Source organism: Mycolicibacterium tusciae (assembly GCF_002086795.1).
In the GTDB taxonomy this organism is placed as follows: Bacteria; Actinomycetota; Actinomycetes; order Mycobacteriales; family Mycobacteriaceae; genus Mycobacterium; species Mycobacterium tusciae.
This window is the reverse complement of sequence record NZ_MVIM01000007.1, coordinates 280,177-299,506: the sequence shown is the minus strand read 5'-3', so window position 1 is coordinate 299,506 and position 19,330 is coordinate 280,177. Positions and strand designations below refer to the sequence as shown.

Here is a 19,330-nt window from a genome sequence, read left to right as displayed (position 1 = left end):
CCCGAACGTGGTTGCGCGACGGCCCATCGTGGGTGACACCAGGGACACAAACGCCGCTGAAGCCTCGCCGAGTGTGAGACCATACAGGCCCGCACCGGACGTCACGATGGAGACGGGGTTGCCAAGCGATTTTCCCGACACCGCCACGCTGCAACGAGTACTCGAACTCGCCGCGTGGGCGCCGTCGGCGCGCAACTCGCAGCCCTGGCGTTGGGAGGTCGACGGCTCAGGATTACACCTGGACGCCGATTGGGACCGTGCGGGTGCCGACACCGAGGCCGACCGGCGCGACGTCCTGCTGGGGTGTGGCTCGATTCTGAATCATTGTGCGGTGAGCTTGGCCGCAGCGGGATGGCAGGCGCGCATCCGCCGGTTTCCCGACGACGGGCATGTGGCCTCGTTCGAGCTGATCGACCGCGCCCCGACCGACGGTGTCGTCGAACTCGCGACCGCGATCCCGCGCCGCAGGTCGGACCGCCGCGATTACGCGGCGTCCCCCCTACCGCCGTCAACACTGGAGCTGCTGCTCATCCGGGCCGCCCGATACGGCGTGCAGATGAGCGTGGTGCCCAAACTGCACTGGATGCGGTTGCCGGAGGGCGCAATTCGCCTGCGATACGGAGGCGACGTCGACGACGGCCCACGCCCCGGTGCCGCCGACGGTACCCTGCTGGTCCTTGCCACCGAGACCGACGACGACACGATGCGGTTGCGCGCGGGCGAGGCGCTCAGCCATCTTCTGCTGTCAGCCACGGTGCTGGGGCTGGCCTCGTGCGCTTTGACCGAACCCATCCGTGACATGCGTGAACGGTTGGCGCTCGCGTGCGAACTGTTCGACGCCGGAGCCCATCCCCAGACGCTCATCCGGCTCGGCCCCACACCGGCGAACGCCGTCGAGTGTCCCGTTCCTTCGCGACGGTCGGTTGCGGAGACAACGGTGTGGACGGTCTGACGGCTCGGCCTGGCATGCTGCTGGTGACCGGGTCGACGGGCAACGTCGGCCGCGAACTGGTCGACGTGCTCGACGCGCGCTACGACCGAGCGTGGCGGGTCGGCAGCCGACATCCCGAGCACCTTCCTCGCGGACACGGCGTGGCGCCGGCATGAACGCGCATGGACATCGCCGCATCGACGGCGCCGACTTCTTGGGATCGGTAGCCAGGTGGCGCTGCTCTACTCGCGACAGGACAGAAACGCGGTAGGGGAGGCACGACATGAACTCCAACAACAATTCGGGCGCGGCGCGGCAGTTCGTCGCGCAGCCGCCCTTTTGGGGGTCCAAGGTCGCCTCCTTCACCACCCCCACCTGGCAGAGCAACCCCGCCAAGGCATATCTGTTCACGATCGTCGGGGTCTTCGCCTTCACAGGAGCGCTCTGGGCCCTGTTCTTGGGCATGCAGTCGCTCACCAAGGGTGGGTCCGAGTGGGCCCAACGAGCGTCAACGCACGGACTGCAGCTGGGCCTGCTTGTTCTCCTCTTCGGCGGTGTCTACGGCTGGACCCGCTGGTCTCGAAACAAGAAGATCGTGGTATCCGCCACGAGTGACGCCCTGACGGTCACCACCCGGCCTGGCGACGTCTATCCCTTCACCGATGCGCAACTGGGGACCTGGGGTGTGACCGGTGGCCACACGATGGGCATGGCGCTGCATTTGCACTGCGGTGCAAAGCGATTCGTTCTCGGCGGACGTGACCGTCGTGTCGCTGCCGGCACTCGGCTCGACGCGCCCGACGCAGGCTATGGCTTGCCGATCGACGTCGACGCCTGGTTGCCGGCCGCGGACTTCGACGAGCTGCTCGCCATCGTCAGCAGCCGCAGCGGACTGGATGTCCGACGGCCAAGCGCTGACGAACCGACCCGCTGCCTGCTGTTCACGAACTCGCTGAAACTTCAGGAGATCAGCTCGTTCTCGATCCGTAAGCAGTGGCAGTTCACCCGTTCCCTCAGCACAGCCCGCCTTGCCATCGACATAGGCGCCAGCTCGATCCGAGTGATCGACCCGACCACCGAAGCGGTCATCGCCTCGGTCTCGCCCCGGCAGGTGAGCGCACAGCCAGTGGTGTTCCGCCCCATGCAGGCACGTCATTGGTTCCCCACCCTCGGTAATGCGATGAGCGATACGGCGACCGACTACTGGTCGACGTCCCCGGGTATGCGCATCACCATTGCCGGTATGGAACCGCTGACAGTTGGATGCCGTGATACGGCAATGGGTTTGGACTTCCGGTTCGCCTGGCCCGGTGACGTGCCCACCGTCGCCGCGCGCGCCGACTACGAGGTCTCGGGAACCGATTGGCTGACCCTTGTCGAGACATTCGGCTTGGCATCACATCTGCAACACCGCGGCGACAGGAGTTCACAATGAATCGAGTAAGTGCTGTTCTGACAACAACTTTCGCAGCGCTCGCGGCCTTCGGGCTGAGCGCGGCTCCCGCCCTGGCGGCCCCGCCGTCAGAACCACGCACGTGGTGCCCCGGCGATGACCCAGGTGGAGGACCGGGTGGTCCGTTCAATTCTCCCGGTCCGCCAAACTGGGACTGGAACATCTGCCACACCTTCTACATCGTCAACTGGGGCCAGGGCAACGTGGGCCCGATGATCTGGGACGGACCGAATCCACCGCCGGACAACCGCGGTCCCGTCGGCCCGTGCTCGCTCCTCGACACCAGGGGTTGCAGGTAGCTCCCGTCATCCGTGCCGGTCGCGAGTGTGCCGGGTCTGTTCGCGCAGCCTGGTGTTCTCCGACCGAAGATGCCCGTTGTCGTTTTCCAGCACCGAATTTCGGTGCTCCAGATCCAGAATCTGGGCAACGCCGGCGAGGTTGACACCCTCCTCGACGAGCAGACTGATGCGCTCCAGTCGGACCACATCGTCGTCGCTGTACCGTCGCGTCCCGCCGTCGGTGCGTGAGGGCGTGAGCAGTCCGCGGCGCTCGTAGAGTCGCAGCGTCTGCGGGTCGATTCCGGTCAATTCCGCGGCCACCGAGATGCCGTACACGCCGCGCGCCGATCGGGCCGCCGAATCCTCACGCATCAATACTCCGTCCAGAAATCTCCTCAGACATCCTTGCACACCGCTGCATCCAGTGTTATAAGAAATCTATGGCGTAAGCCACAGATCTAGCGGCCGAGGAGGGCAGACATGTTGATGCGCACCGATCCATTCCGCGACGTCGATCGCCTCGCTCAGCAGGTGCTGGGCACCGCCGCCCGCCCGGCGGTGATGCCGATGGACGCATGGCGCGAGGGTGACGCGTTCATCGTTGAACTGGACCTTCCCGGTGTCGACCCGGATTCGCTTGATCTGGACGTCGAACGCAACGTGCTCACCGTGCACGCCAAGCGCCCCGCTGTCGACAGCGAGCGCGAAATGGTGGCGGCCGAACGCCCGCGAGGGGTGTTCAGCAGGCAGCTGTTTCTCGGCGAAACGCTCGACACCGAACGGATCAAGGCCGATTACAGCGGCGGTGTTCTCCGGCTGACCATCCCGGTGGCGGAGAGGGCCAAGCCGCGCAGGATCCAGATCTCCACCCGCGACGAGAAGAAGCCCGTCAACGCGTGACACCGGGTGGTGAACGACGTGGCAACGAGCATTGCATGGACAGTCGAGCCACTCGCGGAAGCCGAAGCGGTCGTCGAGGCTGAGTGGATACGCATTCTCGAGGAGCAGATCGCGGGCCCGAGCCACGCGACCACCCGGGAGAGGCTCGCGCTCCGGCGAGTTTCCCTACGCACCGCGGTGGCGGCGGTTACCGACCCACGTCCGGGTGTCGGTCCCGCGGCCGGCGAGCGCGAAGGGACACCGATACACCGATGGCACACAGACGTGTGGCCCACCCAGAGGTCGCCTCCGCGCCCTGGTGCGACGGTGATTTCTCGAGGTGTCAGGACAACAGGGAGGTGATGCTTTTTCGAAGTCGACCGAACAAGTTCAGCCATGCCGCCCACGTCTCATGAACGTCGAATCGCGCCGACCGACAGACACCGGTGGTAGCGACCCGCCATCGACATGGCGTTGAGAATGCGCGGCGGCTACGACAACAAACGCCCGATTCTGAGCGGCGGGGCCGGGGGTGACCCGGCCCCGCTTCAGGCGCTTGATGACGCAGGAGCACGCGGTGAACAGCAGTGAAGATCCGTACGCCGTGCTGGGGGTGTCGCCCGGCGCCACGCAGGCCGAAATCGTCCGCGCGTTTCGTGCCCGAGTGCTCGCGACTCACCCCGACACGCGCGACCCCATGTCGGCACAGGGAGCCGACACCCGTTTGCAGCAGTTGCTGGCCGCCTACTCGAAGCTACGGACCCACGCGCAGCCTGCCGCGTCGCAACAATCTTCGCCCGGCCCAGTCAACATCACTGTCAGACATCATGATTCCGGTGCGGTCCCAACGCGCGACTCGACACCGCCACTACGGGCCGGGCCGGTACGTCGGCACCGGTGACCCGTGAGATCGCCGGCCCGGTCAGTTGACGCCAGTGCGTGCGCTCCACTCATGCGTACGTTCCCGGGTCGCCTCGGCGAGTGCCTTGCGGGTGTCGTCAGCATTGAAGTCTTTGCCGTACACCGGTGTTCCCGGTTGCTGACGCCACGACTCCGATATCGGGCCGGCGTTGACAGGCTCGAAGCCCAGGCGATCGACGATGCCGTGAATCAACTCGCGGCCGGGGCCGTCCTCGCCCGCGATGGGCAGTGCGATTCGGTCAGGTGAGCCGCTCGCACGGCCGCTCTCGAGCAGGTGCTTCCACCAGATCCCATTGAACACCTTGTACACCGGTGCGCCGATTTGCTCTGCAACCCAGGCGCTTTCGAGCTGCCCATCTTCGATCGCCGCAATCTCGCCGTCGCGCTCCCGGGGGTAGTAATTGTTGGTTTCGATCACCGGGGCACCTGGTTTGCGCGCGTCAACGATTCCGTCGGCAAGGTCGGGAACGTTCTTCTGCGGAATGCTGATGACGACGAGGTCGGCGTCGGCCGCCGCGTCCTTGGCCCACACTGCCGTCGCGCCGGTCTCCTTCTCGAGGTCGGCGAGGGTTTCCGGAGAGCGTGAATTCGCCACGGTCACGTCGAAACCGAGTTCCCGAAACCGTCGCACCAACGTGCCGCCAATATGGCCTGCCCCGATGATTCCGATCTGCATGTCAACCTCCGCGTGTTTGAGACTCTTGTCCGCGCAACGGAGGGGACGCGGCCGCTATTCCGCATCCCGCTGGCGATCAGGCGTCGGGGTCGTCGCGCAAGGACTCCGCAACGCTACGCAGCGCCGTTGCGGCGTCGGAAAGCGAGCGGACGGTCGAGACGGCCTGCGGCGCCAGCCTGGTCAGCGGCCACAGCGCCGCTCCGGTGACCAAGCTGAAGACGCCTTGAGCTATCGACTCTGGCACGCTTGGGGGGTCCATGAGATCGTTCTCGCCGAAGGGACCGGCGTCGGCGGACGTCATGGTGGGGGTGAACTTGCGTAGCGACCGGCCAACGGTGCGCAACGAATCCACAGCGGCGAGAAGTGAGCCGCTACTGGCGATTTCGGCACGGAGATCTTCGACGGAGACCCCGAGATGTTCTGCCAGCAGATCGTCTCTCGCGTAAGTGATCTCACTGGCGATCACCTTGTGGCCGCTGGCACCGGGCACCGCTTCCAGAGCCACGTCACATTCGCTGTCGAAGCCCAACGACCGGTTGTTGAGATTCGACGATCCGATCCGCAGCAGCCGGTCATCGATCACCATCACCTTGGAGTGGATGTAGACCGGAACTCCGCCGGCGGCCACCGGCCAGTACACACCGAGGCGACCGTGAGTGTCCGCGTCCCACAGCAGCCGAAGGAGGCGCTGCCTCGCGCTGTCCATCGACTGCTGCTCCAGCCTGCTCTCAGAGCTTCGCGGCAGGACGATGATGATCTCCGGCCCGTCGGGCTCCGCCAATTGCGCGGCGAGCGCCTGGGCCAATGTGCGCGCGGCCAGATACTGGTTCTCCAGATAGATGACGTCCTTGGCAGCAGCGACAGCGGCCAGGTTGAGTGCCTCGACCTCTCTGACCTCCGCACGTTCCGCTAACGCGGGCAGCGTTCGCGCAATGCCGACGTCGACGTCACGCAACAGCCCCACGACAGCGGGCGGCCAGATTTTGCGCCGCGTCGCGATCGGCTCGAGGAGCTCGCCGGTGGCGGCGTGCCAACGGTCGCGCGCCTGCTCGGCGAGAGCGCGCGCCGCGTCACCGTCACAGACTGTCGCGACTTCGTGTCGCGGTCCGTAGGGTTGCCCCGCTCCTTTCCTGCGCGGGTCGTCGCCCAGGTGCATCCGCGTATCCCAGCGTCCAAGGGTGAGGTCGATGCCGCCGCAGAATGCGATCGCATCATCGGCGACCACGATCTTCTGATGGTGGACCGCTCCGGGCGGGTGTGCACCGTCGACCGCAAAGTGCATGCGGGGCGGGGTGATGACATTGAGCAGGCCGACCGGTGCGATACCGAACCAGAATCCGTCGAAGGCGGGCAGCAACCGCAGATTCGACTTGAGCAGATAGACCCGCAGGTCGGGCCGCCGCCATACCAGCCAGTGCAGGAAAGTCCCGAGGTGATTGGGGCCGGGCAGCGATTTCTTGTCGGCTTCAAAGGCAGTCCGGTAGTCGAAATCCCAGCCGATCAGCATGATGCGGCGCTCGGCGCGCAGCATTGCCGCCTTCACATCTGCGAGGTAGTCGGCACCGTCGACGATACGGCTGAAGCGATCCGAGTGGGCGGTGCGCCAGCAGGTTTCACCTGGCCTCAAAATGCGATCTGGTGGTTCAGACCGTTCGTCGCCCATGGCACGTCCTCACGCTGCAGTTCATTCCTTCGGCTCAGAATCGCCGCTCGGCACGCCGGACCGCGTCGACGACCTCGGCATCGCCGGCGAACTCGACGCGGGTTTCGTTGCGGCCGAAGGCGAATAGCAGCAACTCGCCGGGGGGACCGGTGACCGAGACCTCGACGCCTGCCCCGAACCGCGCTAGCACGGCGCCGTCCGACTCATGGAGTGTGACCCGCGCCGGCACACCTGGAATGAGGGCTGGCGCGAAAAACCGCGTCAGACGCCGGAGCGCTCCGAGGGTGCGGTCATCGAGCGCTCGGGGTGTCCAGCCACCGGCGGCGCGACGAACGTCTTCGTGATGCACGAACAACTCGTGGACGTTGGCGACGCGGTCGAGCCAGCGCAGCGGCGCGTAGGCGGGCGGGCCGGACGCCAGTCGATCGACCAGCTCAGGCCAGCTGTAGCCAGCGGCGATCTGCGTTTCGATGCGATGTCGTCGCTCGGCGAACCGCGGCACGCCGATCCCCAGCAGAGCGTCCGGTCGCCGCTCGCGGGCGACGAGGTGCGCGACGAGCTGCCGAGTCGTCCACCCTGGGCACAGGGTCGGTGCGTCGGGGCCGACCGTCCGCAGGGTGCGGACCAGCGCGGCGCGCTCCTCGCTGGCGACCGACATGGTCCGACCTTAACCGCTGGCCGCGGACCTGTCGGTGACCGCGTTGCCGCACCGTCGACGGAACTAAGCCAGTTGAGGGAACTCATCACCCCAGCCGGCGTTCGTCACCACCTCCGCGAACGTGAGTCGGGGCGCGTCGTTGACGAGCTGGTCGACATGGGCGGGGAACGAAAACGGGGGCGCCTTCATCGGATTGGCTTGAGTGTCGCGGGCGATAGCCTCGGTGATCGCGAAACCAAGGTTGTGTCTGGGCCACGCAGCGTGGACGCGAGCAGCGAAACCCTCGGGCAGGCGGTCCTGTTGCGCTCCTGCGACATCCGTATCGATCCCGCTATGGCAGACGGCTTGTTCGGTACCGAACCGATGCCCGAGGCCGATGCTGGTGTGCAGCGCGATCGACTGCCACACCGTCGCCACTCGGTCGTGGGTGAGGCCCTGCTCACGAAGGAACCGCGCTGCGGCGTCGGCGCCTTCGACTTCGAATCGTTGATCGCCGGCACCGTACTCGGTGAGGCCGAGGTCGTGCAGGACGGACGCGAGAAACACGACTTCTTCGTCATAGTCGACCCCGCCGCGCAGCCCGTCAGCAGCCGCCAACTCCCGAGCGAACAGATAGCTGCGCACGCAATGGTTGTGCAGGAAAACCGGCGAGACACCTCTGGCCAGTTCAACCGCCGCAGTGCACACTGCCGAGTCCGGCAAGCCCCACTGGGCCGTGTCGCTGGTTTCGTGATTGGTCATACCGCCACGGTGCCCACACCGAAACACCGCCGCCAGTACTTATCTGGCCAACGAGCGCTGAATTTCGGACATCGTGCGCGCGCTCCGCGCGAAGGCCTAAGCGAAGAATCGCCGCAACTGATCAGCGATGACTCGGGGGTTGCCGCCCGTATCTTGTGCCCCAACGTGATTGAGCCCCGGAAGTTCGATGCGCGTCGCCGCCGGCAAGACGCTCTGCAACGCGTCAAGGGTCCCTGTGAATAGCGTGGGAGCGCCTGTGCCGCAAAGCAGTAGAACTTCGGCAGTCACGTTCTTGTAATCGTCGAGGGTGCCTTCGGTCGACTTGACGACGTTCAACTCCTCTTTCCAGGCGATAATCAAGTCGCGCAGCGAGGCGTCGTCGCCGGTGACCCTCTTGGCGTCGGCCCACAGGATTGTCCGGCGCATCAGCGGCTGCGTCATGATCTTGCCCAACAGCCGAAACGGCGCGGCGATCTGCTGAACCCGGGGGTCGCCGTCGGCCGCGTCCCTGGCCAGACCCGCCATCGCGCCGGCGATGTCGCCGCTGTCGACAAGACGTTGCCCGCGGTCGATGGTGGCCTTGAACTCGTCGAGGTCCGGCTGACCGACGAACAGGACCGGTTCGAACACAGCGACTTTGCGTATCGCCGTGATGGACATCGAGGCATGTAGTGCGAACAGGCCGCCGTCAGCCGCGCCGAAGACATTCTGCGCGCCGGTGGCGGCGATGATGGCTGAGAGGTCTTCGTCCTCACGCTCGATGCAGTAGTGCGGACCGTACGGTCCGCTCATCCCGCGGCCGCGCCGGTCGGGCAGGTAGACGGTGAACTCCTCAGCCAGAGCGCCTGCCAGTTTCATGTAGTGCTGAGAGCCCAGTGCTCCGCCATGCTGCAGCACTACGCCAGGTCCGTGACCGAGCTGGCGAAAGCCCAATTTCGTACCGTCTTTCGATGCCACAACGTGTTTCTCGTAAGCACCCGCCATTGCGAAACCTCCCGCTCCCCTGGGACAATTCGAGGCGATATGTAGCGCCGGTACTGCGTTGATCCTATTACCGGCAGCGTCCCCTGCTATGTTCCGAATTGCGAGTGTGGGGAGGCTTTCGCGGTTTGAGGAGGGGGCGGCTCATGGTGATTCAGCAGCGGGTGGAGGTTTCAGAACCCTTCCGCCGGGCGCCGGCTCAACTCTGGCAGCCGGGTGAGGGCGAGATGGTCGAGAGACCGGAGGGCCTGGCCGCGCCGCCACCGTTGACCCCGCCGTCGGAGGCGGATCGCTATGTGACCGTTGATGAGCGGGTCGAGAACACCATCGGGGTCGTCTTCGCTACGTGGCCTGTTGTCGATGAGTTCGGGCTCCGGTTTCCAGACCAGCCCGAAGCCGCCTGGTTCGACGCTGATGATCTCCAGACGGCGGTCGACAGACTGCGCTCGCAGGCCGGAGATATGTTGCGGCCCTTACGGATCGGGGACACATTCTGGGTGCGGGGCTTCTCTGCGGAGTCGCCGAGCGACTGGGAAGCTCTGCGAGACATCACCGCGCAGGCGCGGACGATGGCCAAGGTTGCCGTAGCTGTGGCAGCACTGGGCGAGGTTCGGCCGCCGGTGGATGACGCGACCCTCGCCGCCGAGGACGAATATCCGGGTGCGGGAGAACCGGTCAGCCAAATGCCAGGGGGGCCGGCGACGGCCCGTCCGACCATCTGAGCGAGCATCGATGAAACCGCTGCCGCTGGACGACGACCGACTGACCGCGGGCGACTTCGTCGATGCGGTCCGAGACGACGACCTCGTCTACTTCTGCCTGAGCGTCGGAGACGCCGACGCTCAAGTGATTGTGTTGCCCGTGGGACCCGACGGCATCCGCCGGGTGATCGTCGTCGATGCCGGTGTCACCGACAAGGTCATCGATCTTCTCGACACGCTGGAACAGGCGGGCCTCATTTCATTCGCCAACCCGGCGGACGCGACGATCGCGCTCGTGGTCGCGACCCATCCACATCACGATCACATCGCAGGTATGGCCCAACTCTTTCAGGCCCGCGGAGAGCACGTGGCCGAGGTGTGGGAACCCGGGTTCTTCCACACCGCCGCGTCCTATCAGAACATGCTTCGGGAGATCGGCACCCTCACGAACATCGTCTACACCCAGCCGACCAGCGGAATGCACCGCTTCTTCGGGCAGGTCGCGGTGACAGTGCTGAGCCCCTCCATTCACCTGCGGAACCGTTTCGACACGTACGGAGTCGAGATCAACGACTCCTCGATCTCGTTGCGGATCGAGCATCCCGCCCGCGCACTGGCCGACCTCGCCTCGCTCGGCGGCCAGTCCAACTGGGCGGCCAACCCGGCCTCGGCAACGCTGATCCTCGGCGGCGACGCCCAAACGTTGTCCTGGTCGTTCGTGGCGACCGACTTTCCGTTCCTGGCGGCATCGGGCAGCCCGCAGGCCCGGGCGATCGCGGCCGCGACCGGGAATAGAGATCTGCTGTCGGCGAGCGTCTTCAAAGTTTCGCACCATGCGTCGAAGCACGGCGTCAACTTGGAACTCGTCGAACGCATCCGTCCCGCGATCACCCTGGTGTCGTCGACTGCCAGCGGCACGAAATACGGCTTTCCCCACACCGTGTCTCAGGAAGCCATTCGGGAGGCGCTGGATCCCGTCGCGAGCAAGCTGAACCCTGCCACCGGGCTACCCAAAGATCACAAGTCCGATGCCGAGTTGCGTATTTTCTACACCAGCGATACCACCACCGCATCGGGCAGTCCCGACGCCGGATCCTTCGGCCTGCTGCTGCGAGGACGGCGTCGGGAGCTGTGGCGCTTCGGCGACCGTCCGACCCAATCGGTGGACTTCAGCCGCGCCAAACTATGGATCTAGATTTTCGACCCTGCGAGGCTGCTGGATAACGATTTGAAACCTGTTGCGTTGCAACATGAAACCTGACAGCAAACATTTCGATCCGTGACATTATGGTCGTCTGGTGCACCGGCGAACGGCTCTCAAGCTCCCGTTGTACCTGGCAGCGGCCGCGGCGCTGACCAAGCTTCCCGGCGCCTCCGCTGCGGCGAGTCGATGGTCGGCAGATCGCGCGAACGCCTGGTACGCCCAGCAAGGCTGGTTGCTTGGCGCGAACTATGTCACGTCGACCGCGGTGAACCAGCTGGAGATGTTCCAGGCGGGCACCTACGACGCGCGCCGCATCGCGGGCGAGTTGAGCGTGGCCCGGCGCATCGGGATGAACACCATGCGGGTGTTCCTGCACGACCAGTTGTGGGCGACCGACCGGGCGGGGTTCAGCAGCCGGCTTTCCGAATTCGTGGCCATCGCAGCGCGTCACCAGATCAAACCGCTTTTCGTATTGTTCGACTCGTGCTGGGATCCCTTACCGAAGGCGGGCCGCCAACGTGCACCCATCAAGGGGGTGCACAACTCCGGCTGGGTGCAGAGCCCGGGCGCCCACCGTCTTCGGGACCCGGCCTACACCCGCGTGCTGCAGAGCTATGTCACCGGCGTCGTGGGTATGTTCGCGAACGATCCTCGCGTGCTCGGCTGGGACGTCTGGAACGAGCCGGACAACCCGTCGAAGGACTACAGCGATGTCGAGCACCAGGACAAGATGGAACTGGTCGCCGCCTTCCTCCCGCATGTCTTCCAATGGGTGCGCGCCGTCAACCCGATTCAGCCATTGACCAGTGGCGTGTGGCAGGGCCACTGGAAGGATCCGGGAAGCCGCAGCAAGATAGCCGGCCTGCAGCTCGAGCACTCTGACATCATCAGCTTTCACAGCTACGCCGAACCCGCTGAATTCGACTCCCGCATCGACGAACTCACCCCGCTGGGGCGGCCGATCATCTGCACCGAGTATTTGGCGCGAAACTTGGGAAGCACGGTCGAAGGAATTCTCCCGGTCGCCAAGCGGCGCAACGTCGGTGCCTACAACTGGGGGTTCGTCGCCGGACGCACGCAGACGTATCTGCCGTGGGATTCGTGGCAGCAGCCGTACACCGAGCTCCCTGACACGTGGTTCAGCGATCTGATTCACCCCGATGGACGAGCCCACAACGACGACGAGATTCGCGTCATCCAGAAGCTCGCGGGTGTCGGTCAAATCGCTACGGCCGGCAGCGCACCACCCGCCATTCGTTAGGGGGCGCGTTTACGCAGTGCGGCCGAGCGGGGTGGCCGTTCACGCATGTGGTCGCGGACGCGACTCATGAGGTCACCGAGTATGTGCACATCGCCGTCGGACAGTGCGCCGTACAGCAGAGTGCGGACCACCTCGATGTGTCCGGGGAGAACCTTGGCGACGCGGGCGCGGCCCGCCTTGGTGATGTCGACGACGGTGGCGCGCTTGTCGTCGGTACTGGCCTTGCGCACGATCAGGCCTGCGCTCTCCAACAGTCGGGCCTGGTGCGTCAGCCCGCTGCGGCTGTAGACCACACCGTCGGCGAGCTCCGTCATCGTGAGCGGTCGCCCGGCGTCGACCAATTTGGCCAAGACCTCGAACTGCACATAGCTGAGGCCGCCTTCGGCCTGCAACTGTTCCTGCACGGCGTGCTGAAGCAAGCTGACCGCCTCGGTCAGGGCGAAGTAAGTACGCATTTGCGCAGGCTTCAGGCCGCTAGCCACGGCGCCATCCTAGTGTTTCAACATCGAAGCAATAACTAGGCCACGCGGTCGCCTGTCAGCGGCGGGTGAACTGCGTGACGAGTAGATGCAGCCGTTCTGATTCGCTGCCCGGGCGTAGTCGTCCGGTACGGCCGAGGGTGACCAGCCCGTGCAACGTCGCCCAAAAAACCTCGGTGAGCGCGTCGGCATCGTGGTCGTCGATGACGAGGCTGACCGCCTGACGCAGCTCGGCAAAGGCTGCCTCCAGCTGGGGAGCTGTGTCGTCGGCGGCGAAGCGTAGCGCGGTGTTGCGGGTGAACATCGCGTCGTAAACAGCGGGGTTGTCGCGGGCGAAGTCGAGGTAGGCGCGGGCAATGGCGTGCAACGCCTCGCCGGCCGCGCCTGCACCGCAGCGGGCGACCCTGATCACCTCGGCGAGCTCGTCGAACCCGTCGACGGCGATGGCATCGGCGATCTGTTGCATGCCGGTGAAGTGCTTGTAGAGGACAGGCTGGCTGTATTCGATTTCGGTCGATAGCCGACGTGTCGTCACGGCATCCCAGCCTTCGTCCTCGGCCAGCTTGCGGGCCGTTGTGACGATCAGCCGCCGCCGGGCGGCGCGTTCACGTTCGCGGCGGTCATCGATGGCCATGCCGAACTCTAGCATCGCTAGAACAAATAGCACTGCTATTGACAGCCATCGCACCACGGGTTAGCGTTGCTAGCACCTACTGCCGAAGGGTGCTGTGACATGGCTTTGGAACTCGCCAGGATCGCCGCACTGCTCGCGGTGCTCGGGACCGCAGTCGTATACGGCACCGACGTGTTCTGTGCGATTGTGCTTCGACCGGCCCTGGCGTCGCTCGACGACGGTGCGTTGGTCGCGATCATGGGACGAGTGCATCGATATGGAGACCGGCGCATGCGTGTGCCCGGAGTGCTCGGTGTCGTGGCCTCCGCGACGAGCGCGACGCTGGCCGCCGTCACCGGACATTGGGCGCAGGCGATCGCAGCGGGCACCGCTCTGGTGCTGCTCTTGGTCTGGATGGTGCTCTACACACAGGTGAGCGCGCCGATCAATCGAGAACTGACGGCGGCCGTCGATACCGGCGCAACGTTGCCGAATGGACGTGTGCTGCAAGCAAAGTGGGATCGCGTCATCGATGCCCGTGCAGCGCTGCAGGGCCTGGCGGTGGCCGCCCTCTGTGTGATGTTGATGAGCCCATGACCGCCACCGCCATTGGCTACGTACTCGCCGGCCTCATCGCAGCGGCCATCATCTTCATCGGCGCACGGTTCATCGTCGCGCCGCGCGTTGCCGCCGCCGGCTACGGTGTGCTGCCCGATTCAGACCAGTCGTCGGTTGACGCCTACTCGAGCGCCAAGGGCGTGCGCGACATTGCATCGGGTCTGTTCGTCATCGTCCTGATGGTCAGCGGTGCGACCCACCTGGTCGGCTGGCTGATATTGGCAGCGACCATCATTCCGCTCGCCGACGCGACCATCGTGCTCCGCAACGGCGGCGCCAAATCGATCGCGTTGGGAGTCCACGGCGGCACCGCCGTCGTCATGCTCATCACTTCTGCGCTCCTACTCCTTTCCTAGGCGCGGCGCTGAATCACCCGAAACCGGCGGCACAGCGCAGGCGGGGAATTACTGCGATATCGAAGTAAGTTACTCCATTCGAGATTGCTTCGAAATCGAAGCACTTAACGGAGGAGGAGAACATGAAGGCTGTGCGATTCCACCGCTACGGCGGTAGCGAGGTGCTGCGGTACGAGGAGGCCCCGCGGCCGGTTCCGGGGCCGGGGCAGGTTCTGGTGAAGGTGGCGGCGACCTCGTTCAACCCGGTGGACGCCGGTATCCGCGGTGGCTACCTGTCCGACGTGTACGAGATCAGCTTCCCGCATATCCCGGGTGTGGACGTTGTGGGCACCATCGCGGAACTCGGCGACGGAGTCCAGGGATGGAAGGTCGGTGACGCGGTGATCGCGTTTCTGCCGCTGGACGCCGACGGCGCGGCCGCGGAGAACACCCTCGTGCCGGCCGAGTCGCTGGCGACCGCGCCGCGTTCGGTGGACCTGACCGATGCGGCAGCGTTGCCCGTGGCTGCGTTAACAGCGTGGCAGGCCCTCTTCGAAATCGCCGGTTTGACGGCCGGGCAGACGATTCTGATCAATGGCGCGGCCGGCGCGGTGGGTGGCTACGCGATCCAGTTGGCCAAGCGGGCCGGCGCCGTCGTGACCGCAACCGCCAAAGCACGTGACGCCGCGCGGCTGCGCGGTTTGGGTGCCGACCGAACGATCGACTACATCGACTACAGCTCCTCGCCAGTCGAGATCGAGGGAGGACCGTTCGACGTGGTGCTCAACCTCGTCAGCACAACCGACGAACAGACCGAAGCCTTGATCGACGCAACGACCGACGGCGGCTTCCACGTGGGCACCATGGTTTTCGGGCCGCAGAACCCCGGCCGCGGAGTCCGCTCGCAGCGAGTCTTCGTCCGCAGTGACGCCGCGCAGTTGGCGGGGCTGGTCGGTCGCGTTGACGAAGGACAGCTGCGCATCGAGGTCGCGGACCGCCGGCCACTGGAGCAGGCCGCGGCTGTGCATGAGGACTCCGACACCGGCCGTCTGCGGGGAAAGACCATTCTCCTGGCGAATGCAGGGCACCGTGTCTGAATATTGACGCAGGCGACGAAAAAGCAAGAGCCCAAGCATATTTCGCGCCTTTCAGTCCGTTTCGGTACCCGATCACCCCCGAAGCGCGACAATCACGTCCAGTCCACGACAAGGAGCGACAGATGAGTTGGTTGACCGGAGCGGCGGTCGCGGTAGCGGTTGTCGGTGCAGCAGTCACGGGCGCCGTCGCAGCACCCGCACCGGTGGTTCAGGCAGATCCGGGATGCGACGCCTTCGGCTGGCGCCACCCACTCTGCGGCGGTGGCGCGTGGGGACCCGTGGCGGACGACGGGATACCGGGAGACAACGCGGCGGAAGGCGGGATACCGGCGCCGGCATCGGTGCCGAACGTCGACGGCTCGCTCAGTCCCCCAGGTATGCCCGGGGACGTATAGCCGACGTCACTGCTTGTCGCGCCACCGGAGCGGATCGACCTCGAGCGCGGCTCGGTCCCAATCGCCCAGATCAGCGGCCGCCCGATAGGTCGCATGCAGGAACTCCAACAGGGTGCTGTCCGGGTCGGCGGCGGTTCGCACCGCCTCGAATGGCAACAGAAACTGCTTGTAGTCCGTGCTGTAGAAGGCCTGCTCGGGTTTCACGGGATAGTCGGCGAAACCCTCAGGCTCGGGATAGGCGTATGCGTAGAAAGCGCCCTCTTCACCGCCGCCCGCCCAGAAGCCGCAGCTGCTCAGCTCGTGCGAATAGCCCTCCACCATCACCCAGTCGCCGCAGTTCGGCGCGCCGCCCGGATGCTCGGGCGCGGTGCGACCGGAGAACCGGGTGCACGCCAGATCCATGGCGCCCCAGAAGAAGTGCACGGGGCTGACTTTCCCGAGATAGTGCGAGCGGAACTCGTGCAGCACGCGGTCCGCGGACACGAGTTGACGCCAGAACAGGTGCGCCGCCTGGGCGTCATAGGAGGCGTGTGTGTGGTCGTCGGCGAACGGGATCGCGGGATCGACTTCGTTGGGGCTCGCCCGAAGCTGCACCGCGATGCCGAGTTCGTCGAGCGCAGCCATCGTTTCGGCATAGAAGGTGGCCACCGACTTTGGTTCGAGCGCGATCTGACGGAGGCCGCCGTCACTGCACCGGATGTGCAGCCGGTGCTCGATGAAGTCGAACTCGATGTCGAAGACGCCGGCTTCGTAGGGGATCGCCGAGGTCGTCAGGCCCCGGGGACTCACGTAGAGGGTGACGTTCCACCAGTGGTTGACCAGCGGCGCCTGCGCAAGGCGAATCTTGCCGACGATCTGTGTCCACATGTGGAGCGTCTCCCGCGTGGCAGTCCAGTCATCGACCCGCAACGACGGCCAGTTCTGCGATGCCGCAGCCCTTTTCGTGGTGGTATCAGCCATCTACGCACTCTAGCGTTCGGGCCGCTAGTCTGCCGAACGTTGTCCTTGGTGTACGGGCGACTCCCAGGTGTAGGGCTCCTCCGGATGGCCGGATCCGCCGAGGATGAACGAGCGGTCGCTGCGGTTGGCGCGCGCAATCGTCGCCATCCACGTGGCGACGGTGCTGAAACGGTTGCGCACGCCGGTGAGAAACGCGATGTGGATGAAGCCCCAGCCGAGCCAACCCAACATGCCCGCGAACTTGACCGGTCCTGCCTGCACCACCGCATGACCCCGGCTGATGTACGCCGCGGAACCAAGGTCGCGATAGCGGAAATCCTTGCGCTTGCGTTGAGCGACATCGCGCCGAATGCAGGCCGCGGCATGCCAGCCACCCTGCATCGCATTCTCCGCCACCCCCGGCAACCCGTCGCGACCCGCCAGATCACCGATGACGAACACCTCGGGATGCCCAGGCACCGACAGGTCGGCGTCAACTTTGATGCGGCCCGACCGATCGGTGGCGGCACCCAGCATTTCGGCTGCGTGCCGCGCGAACGGTACCCCCTCCACCCCGGCCGTCCACAGCACCGTGCGGGTTGCGTATTCCTGCTCGGCACTACCGTCTTTCGGGCTGACCGTCACACCGTCGCGCCGCACATCGGAGACGTGCACACCGAAGTGCAGCTCGACGCCCAAGTCCTCGAGTATGTGCGACGCCCGTTCAGACAGCGCGGGTGCGAAGCTTTTGAGCACCCGGTCACCGCCGTCGAACAACAGCACCCTGGCATCCTCCGGCTCGATCTTGTGGAATTCGTTGGCCAGTGAACGCGTTGCGAGTTCCCGTATCTGCCCGGCCAATTCGACGCCGGTGGGGCCGGCGCCGGTGACCGCGAACGTGAGCCACTGGTCCCGCTCGGGGCCCGGCGGCAAGGTCTCGGCGATCTCGAACGCCGCGAAGACTCGACGCCGGATGCTGAGCGCATCATCGAGCGTCTTCATGCCGGGCGCCCATGCGGCGAACTCCTCGTTGCCGAAGTACGACTGGCGCATCCCCGCCGCGATCACCAGGTAGTCGTAGTCGACGTCGAACTTAGTTTCGTCGGGCCGACGGGCCGTGACTCGCCGGGAGTCGGGGTCGAGCTGGACGGCCTCGCCGAGCAGCGTCGTGACGTTGCGGTGGCGCGACAGTTCCTCACGCAGCGATCGGCTGATCTGCCCGATGCTCAACGTGCCCGTCGCGCACTGGTAGAGCAACGGCTGGAACACGTGGCACGCCGCGCGATCCAGCAGTGTGACGTCCACGCCGACCCGGCCGAGGCGGCGGGCGCAAAACAACCCGCCGAACCCGCCGCCGATGATGAGAACTCGAGGTCGCCCGCTGCTCATGTAGCAATCCGTACCCGTTTCGGCGGGTGTTACCCACCGCCTTCCAGGCTCGCTTGATACGACGCGATGTGCCAGTCCTTGCTGGTGCGGGTGACGACGACTCCGATGTTGAGGTGCACGGTGTCCCGGTCCCGGAAAGCGAACTCCGCGGCGAGGTAGCCGAGCGCCACATCGACGCCGAGCCGACGAGACTCCAGGATCTGGTACTGCACCGTCATGCCGGGCGGCTGCGCGTCGTAGTACTCGAACACCCCCTGCGGCCCGACGCTGTATGGCCGCAGCCCCTGAAAGATGGCGTCATCGGTGAAGACGCCGGCCACTCGGACCGGATCATGCGCGTCGATCCCGTCCCTCCACTGGTCCAGTACCGCGCGCAGGATCTCCTCAGTGCCCTGCACTTTGACCACCATCGACATGCAGGATCTCGCCGGTGACGAAGCATGCCGTCTCCAGGTAGAGAACGGCGTCGACGACGTCGTCGACGTCACCCAGCCGGCCCATCGGATTCAGTGCGGCAAGGGCCTCGTGGGTGGACGGGTCGTGCATCGGTGTGTCGATGATGCCGAGCGCGACCGCATTGGACCGGATGCCACGACCGGCGTATTCGACGGCCAGCGCCTTGGTGGCGGCGTTGAGCCCGCCCTTGGTCAGCGAGGCCAGCGCTGACGGGGCTTGCGAGTTGGCCTGATCGACCAGGCTGGTGGAGATGTTGACGATGTGGCCGCCGGTCGGCAGCACCGTCAGCGCGGCGCGAGTGATCTCGAAGAAGCCGCGCAGATTCACGCCGGTGATGGCGTCGAAGTCACTGTCGGTGTATTCGGTGAACGGCTTGGGAATGAAGATGCCCGCGTTGTTGACGACGGTGTCGACCCGGCCGAATCGCTGCACCGCAGCATCGATCACGCGCTGGCCGACACCGGGCTCAGAAACGTCACCGGCGACTGTGAGCACCATGGGATCGTCACTTGGGCCGATGGTCCGCGAGTTGGCGACGACCGCGTAGCCCAGTTTCCGGTAGCCCTGAACCAGTCCGGCGCCGATCCCCTGGGAGGCGCCGGTGATGACGGCCACCCGTGTCGAAGTGTTCATCGCTGTTCCTTTCCTTGTCATGTCGGCTC

The 19,330-nt window shown here is 65.6% G+C and carries 25 protein-coding genes; 13 read left to right on the top strand and 12 right to left on the bottom strand.

All coding sequences use genetic code 11. The features are described 5' to 3' along the window. Positions 1 to 73 precede the first annotated feature (73 nt). From BST47_RS15900 to BST47_RS30510, 4 genes are all read left to right on the top strand, one after another. A complete protein-coding gene (locus BST47_RS15900) occupies positions 74 to 952 on the top strand; it encodes a nitroreductase family protein (protein ID WP_234809728.1) in 879 nt (292 codons plus the stop codon). Continuing rightward, complete coding sequence (locus tag BST47_RS30720; RefSeq protein WP_165799800.1) at positions 940 to 1,107, top strand: hypothetical protein; 168 nt, start codon at positions 940 to 942, stop codon at positions 1,105 to 1,107. Before BST47_RS15900 ends, BST47_RS30720 begins: the two co-directional genes overlap by 13 nt. A gap of 107 nt (positions 1,108 to 1,214) precedes the next feature. After that, positions 1,215 to 2,366 (top strand): hypothetical protein, encoded by a 1,152-nt coding sequence (locus BST47_RS15895; protein ID WP_083126465.1) that lies wholly within the window; start codon positions 1,215 to 1,217, stop codon positions 2,364 to 2,366. Further along, complete coding sequence (locus BST47_RS30510; RefSeq protein ID WP_133056217.1) at positions 2,363 to 2,683, top strand: hypothetical protein; 321 nt, start codon at positions 2,363 to 2,365, stop codon at positions 2,681 to 2,683. The genes BST47_RS15895 and BST47_RS30510 overlap by 4 nt, the downstream gene beginning before the upstream one ends. Positions 2,684 to 2,689: 6 nt before the next feature. Here the strand turns inward: BST47_RS30510 and BST47_RS15890 are convergent, their stop codons facing one another. Further along, a complete protein-coding gene (locus BST47_RS15890; protein ID WP_083126464.1) occupies positions 2,690 to 3,034 on the bottom strand; it encodes a MerR family transcriptional regulator in 345 nt (114 codons plus the stop codon). 108 nt (positions 3,035 to 3,142) lie between these two features. Between BST47_RS15890 and BST47_RS15885 the strand changes: the two genes are divergently transcribed. Both BST47_RS15885 and BST47_RS15880 read left to right on the top strand, forming a co-directional pair. After that, positions 3,143 to 3,562 carry an Hsp20/alpha crystallin family protein gene (locus BST47_RS15885; protein WP_083126463.1) on the top strand — a complete coding sequence of 140 codons (420 nt, stop codon included), beginning with the start codon at positions 3,143 to 3,145 and terminating at the stop codon, positions 3,560 to 3,562. 556 nt (positions 3,563 to 4,118) lie between these two features. After that, positions 4,119 to 4,442 carry a J domain-containing protein gene (locus BST47_RS15880; protein ID WP_234809727.1) on the top strand — a complete coding sequence of 108 codons (324 nt, stop codon included), beginning with the start codon at positions 4,119 to 4,121 and terminating at the stop codon, positions 4,440 to 4,442. Between the two features lie 21 nt (positions 4,443 to 4,463). On the opposite strand, the gene BST47_RS15875 is transcribed toward BST47_RS15880, so the two are convergent. The 5 genes from BST47_RS15875 to BST47_RS15855 form a co-directional block, all read right to left on the bottom strand. Then, positions 4,464 to 5,138, bottom strand: a complete 675-nt coding sequence (locus BST47_RS15875) for an NADPH-dependent F420 reductase (protein WP_083126461.1) — start codon at positions 5,136 to 5,138, stop codon at positions 4,464 to 4,466. A gap of 76 nt (positions 5,139 to 5,214) precedes the next feature. Continuing rightward, positions 5,215 to 6,801 (bottom strand): phospholipase D-like domain-containing protein, encoded by a 1,587-nt coding sequence (locus BST47_RS15870; RefSeq protein ID WP_083126460.1) that lies wholly within the window; start codon positions 6,799 to 6,801, stop codon positions 5,215 to 5,217. A gap of 34 nt (positions 6,802 to 6,835) precedes the next feature. Continuing rightward, positions 6,836 to 7,459 (bottom strand): TIGR03085 family metal-binding protein, encoded by a 624-nt coding sequence (locus BST47_RS15865; RefSeq protein ID WP_083126459.1) that lies wholly within the window; start codon positions 7,457 to 7,459, stop codon positions 6,836 to 6,838. A 63-nt stretch (positions 7,460 to 7,522) separates the two neighbouring features. Then, entirely contained in the window at positions 7,523 to 8,200 is a 678-nt protein-coding gene (locus tag BST47_RS15860) for an HD domain-containing protein (RefSeq protein ID WP_083126458.1), read from the bottom strand. A gap of 96 nt (positions 8,201 to 8,296) precedes the next feature. After that, complete coding sequence (locus BST47_RS15855; RefSeq protein WP_234809726.1) at positions 8,297 to 9,157, bottom strand: alpha/beta fold hydrolase; 861 nt, start codon at positions 9,155 to 9,157, stop codon at positions 8,297 to 8,299. 170 nt (positions 9,158 to 9,327) lie between these two features. Between BST47_RS15855 and BST47_RS15850 the strand changes: the two genes are divergently transcribed. The 3 genes from BST47_RS15850 to BST47_RS15840 all read left to right on the top strand — a co-directional run bounded on the left by BST47_RS15850 (position 9,328) and on the right by BST47_RS15840 (position 12,347). Beyond that, positions 9,328 to 9,903 (top strand): hypothetical protein, encoded by a 576-nt coding sequence (locus BST47_RS15850; RefSeq protein ID WP_083126456.1) that lies wholly within the window; start codon positions 9,328 to 9,330, stop codon positions 9,901 to 9,903. Between the two features lie 10 nt (positions 9,904 to 9,913). Continuing rightward, on the top strand, positions 9,914 to 11,077 hold the full coding sequence (locus tag BST47_RS15845) for a ComEC/Rec2 family competence protein (protein WP_165799799.1): 1,164 nt from the start codon (positions 9,914 to 9,916) through the stop codon (positions 11,075 to 11,077). A 103-nt stretch (positions 11,078 to 11,180) separates the two neighbouring features. After that, positions 11,181 to 12,347, top strand: a complete 1,167-nt coding sequence (locus tag BST47_RS15840) for a glycoside hydrolase 5 family protein (RefSeq protein ID WP_083126454.1) — start codon at positions 11,181 to 11,183, stop codon at positions 12,345 to 12,347. Here the strand turns inward: BST47_RS15840 and BST47_RS15835 are convergent. Both BST47_RS15835 and BST47_RS15830 read right to left on the bottom strand, forming a co-directional pair. Then, on the bottom strand, positions 12,344 to 12,829 hold the full coding sequence (locus BST47_RS15835) for a MarR family winged helix-turn-helix transcriptional regulator (RefSeq protein ID WP_207568617.1): 486 nt from the start codon (positions 12,827 to 12,829) through the stop codon (positions 12,344 to 12,346). The two genes, BST47_RS15840 and BST47_RS15835, sit on opposite strands and share 4 nt — an antisense overlap. 55 nt (positions 12,830 to 12,884) lie before the next feature. Further along, the gene (locus BST47_RS15830) at positions 12,885 to 13,460 is read right to left on the bottom strand and encodes a TetR-like C-terminal domain-containing protein (RefSeq protein WP_083126546.1); all 576 of its coding nucleotides are present in this window, start codon (positions 13,458 to 13,460) and stop codon (positions 12,885 to 12,887) included. A gap of 99 nt (positions 13,461 to 13,559) precedes the next feature. Here BST47_RS15830 and BST47_RS15825 point away from each other — a divergent pair, with 99 nt between their 5' ends. The 4 genes from BST47_RS15825 (at position 13,560) to BST47_RS30505 (ending at position 15,884) form a co-directional block, all read left to right on the top strand. Further along, entirely contained in the window at positions 13,560 to 14,036 is a 477-nt protein-coding gene (locus BST47_RS15825; RefSeq protein WP_083126453.1) for a DUF1772 domain-containing protein, read from the top strand. Then, the gene (locus BST47_RS15820) at positions 14,033 to 14,413 is read left to right on the top strand and encodes a DUF4267 domain-containing protein (protein WP_083126452.1); all 381 of its coding nucleotides are present in this window, start codon (positions 14,033 to 14,035) and stop codon (positions 14,411 to 14,413) included. Before BST47_RS15825 ends, BST47_RS15820 begins: the two co-directional genes overlap by 4 nt. Before the next feature lie 122 nt (positions 14,414 to 14,535). Next, a complete protein-coding gene (locus tag BST47_RS15815) occupies positions 14,536 to 15,489 on the top strand; it encodes an NADP-dependent oxidoreductase (RefSeq protein WP_083126451.1) in 954 nt (317 codons plus the stop codon). Between the two features lie 122 nt (positions 15,490 to 15,611). Continuing rightward, a complete protein-coding gene (locus BST47_RS30505; RefSeq protein ID WP_133056216.1) occupies positions 15,612 to 15,884 on the top strand; it encodes a hypothetical protein in 273 nt (90 codons plus the stop codon). Positions 15,885 to 15,890: 6 nt separating this feature from the next. Here the strand turns inward: BST47_RS30505 and BST47_RS15810 are convergent, their stop codons facing one another. The 4 genes from BST47_RS15810 to BST47_RS15795 are packed head-to-tail and all read right to left on the bottom strand — an operon-like array spanning position 15,891 to position 19,301. Continuing rightward, complete coding sequence (locus BST47_RS15810; RefSeq protein WP_083126450.1) at positions 15,891 to 16,844, bottom strand: DUF5996 family protein; 954 nt, start codon at positions 16,842 to 16,844, stop codon at positions 15,891 to 15,893. 24 nt (positions 16,845 to 16,868) lie between these two features. Then, the gene (locus tag BST47_RS15805; protein WP_083126449.1) at positions 16,869 to 18,212 is read right to left on the bottom strand and encodes an NAD(P)/FAD-dependent oxidoreductase; all 1,344 of its coding nucleotides are present in this window, start codon (positions 18,210 to 18,212) and stop codon (positions 16,869 to 16,871) included. 29 nt (positions 18,213 to 18,241) lie between these two features. Then, on the bottom strand, positions 18,242 to 18,622 hold the full coding sequence (locus BST47_RS15800) for a nuclear transport factor 2 family protein (protein ID WP_165799798.1): 381 nt from the start codon (positions 18,620 to 18,622) through the stop codon (positions 18,242 to 18,244). After that, positions 18,597 to 19,301 (bottom strand): SDR family NAD(P)-dependent oxidoreductase, encoded by a 705-nt coding sequence (locus BST47_RS15795; protein ID WP_083126448.1) that lies wholly within the window; start codon positions 19,299 to 19,301, stop codon positions 18,597 to 18,599. Before BST47_RS15795 ends, BST47_RS15800 begins: the two co-directional genes overlap by 26 nt. Positions 19,302 to 19,330: the final 29 nt, after the last annotated feature.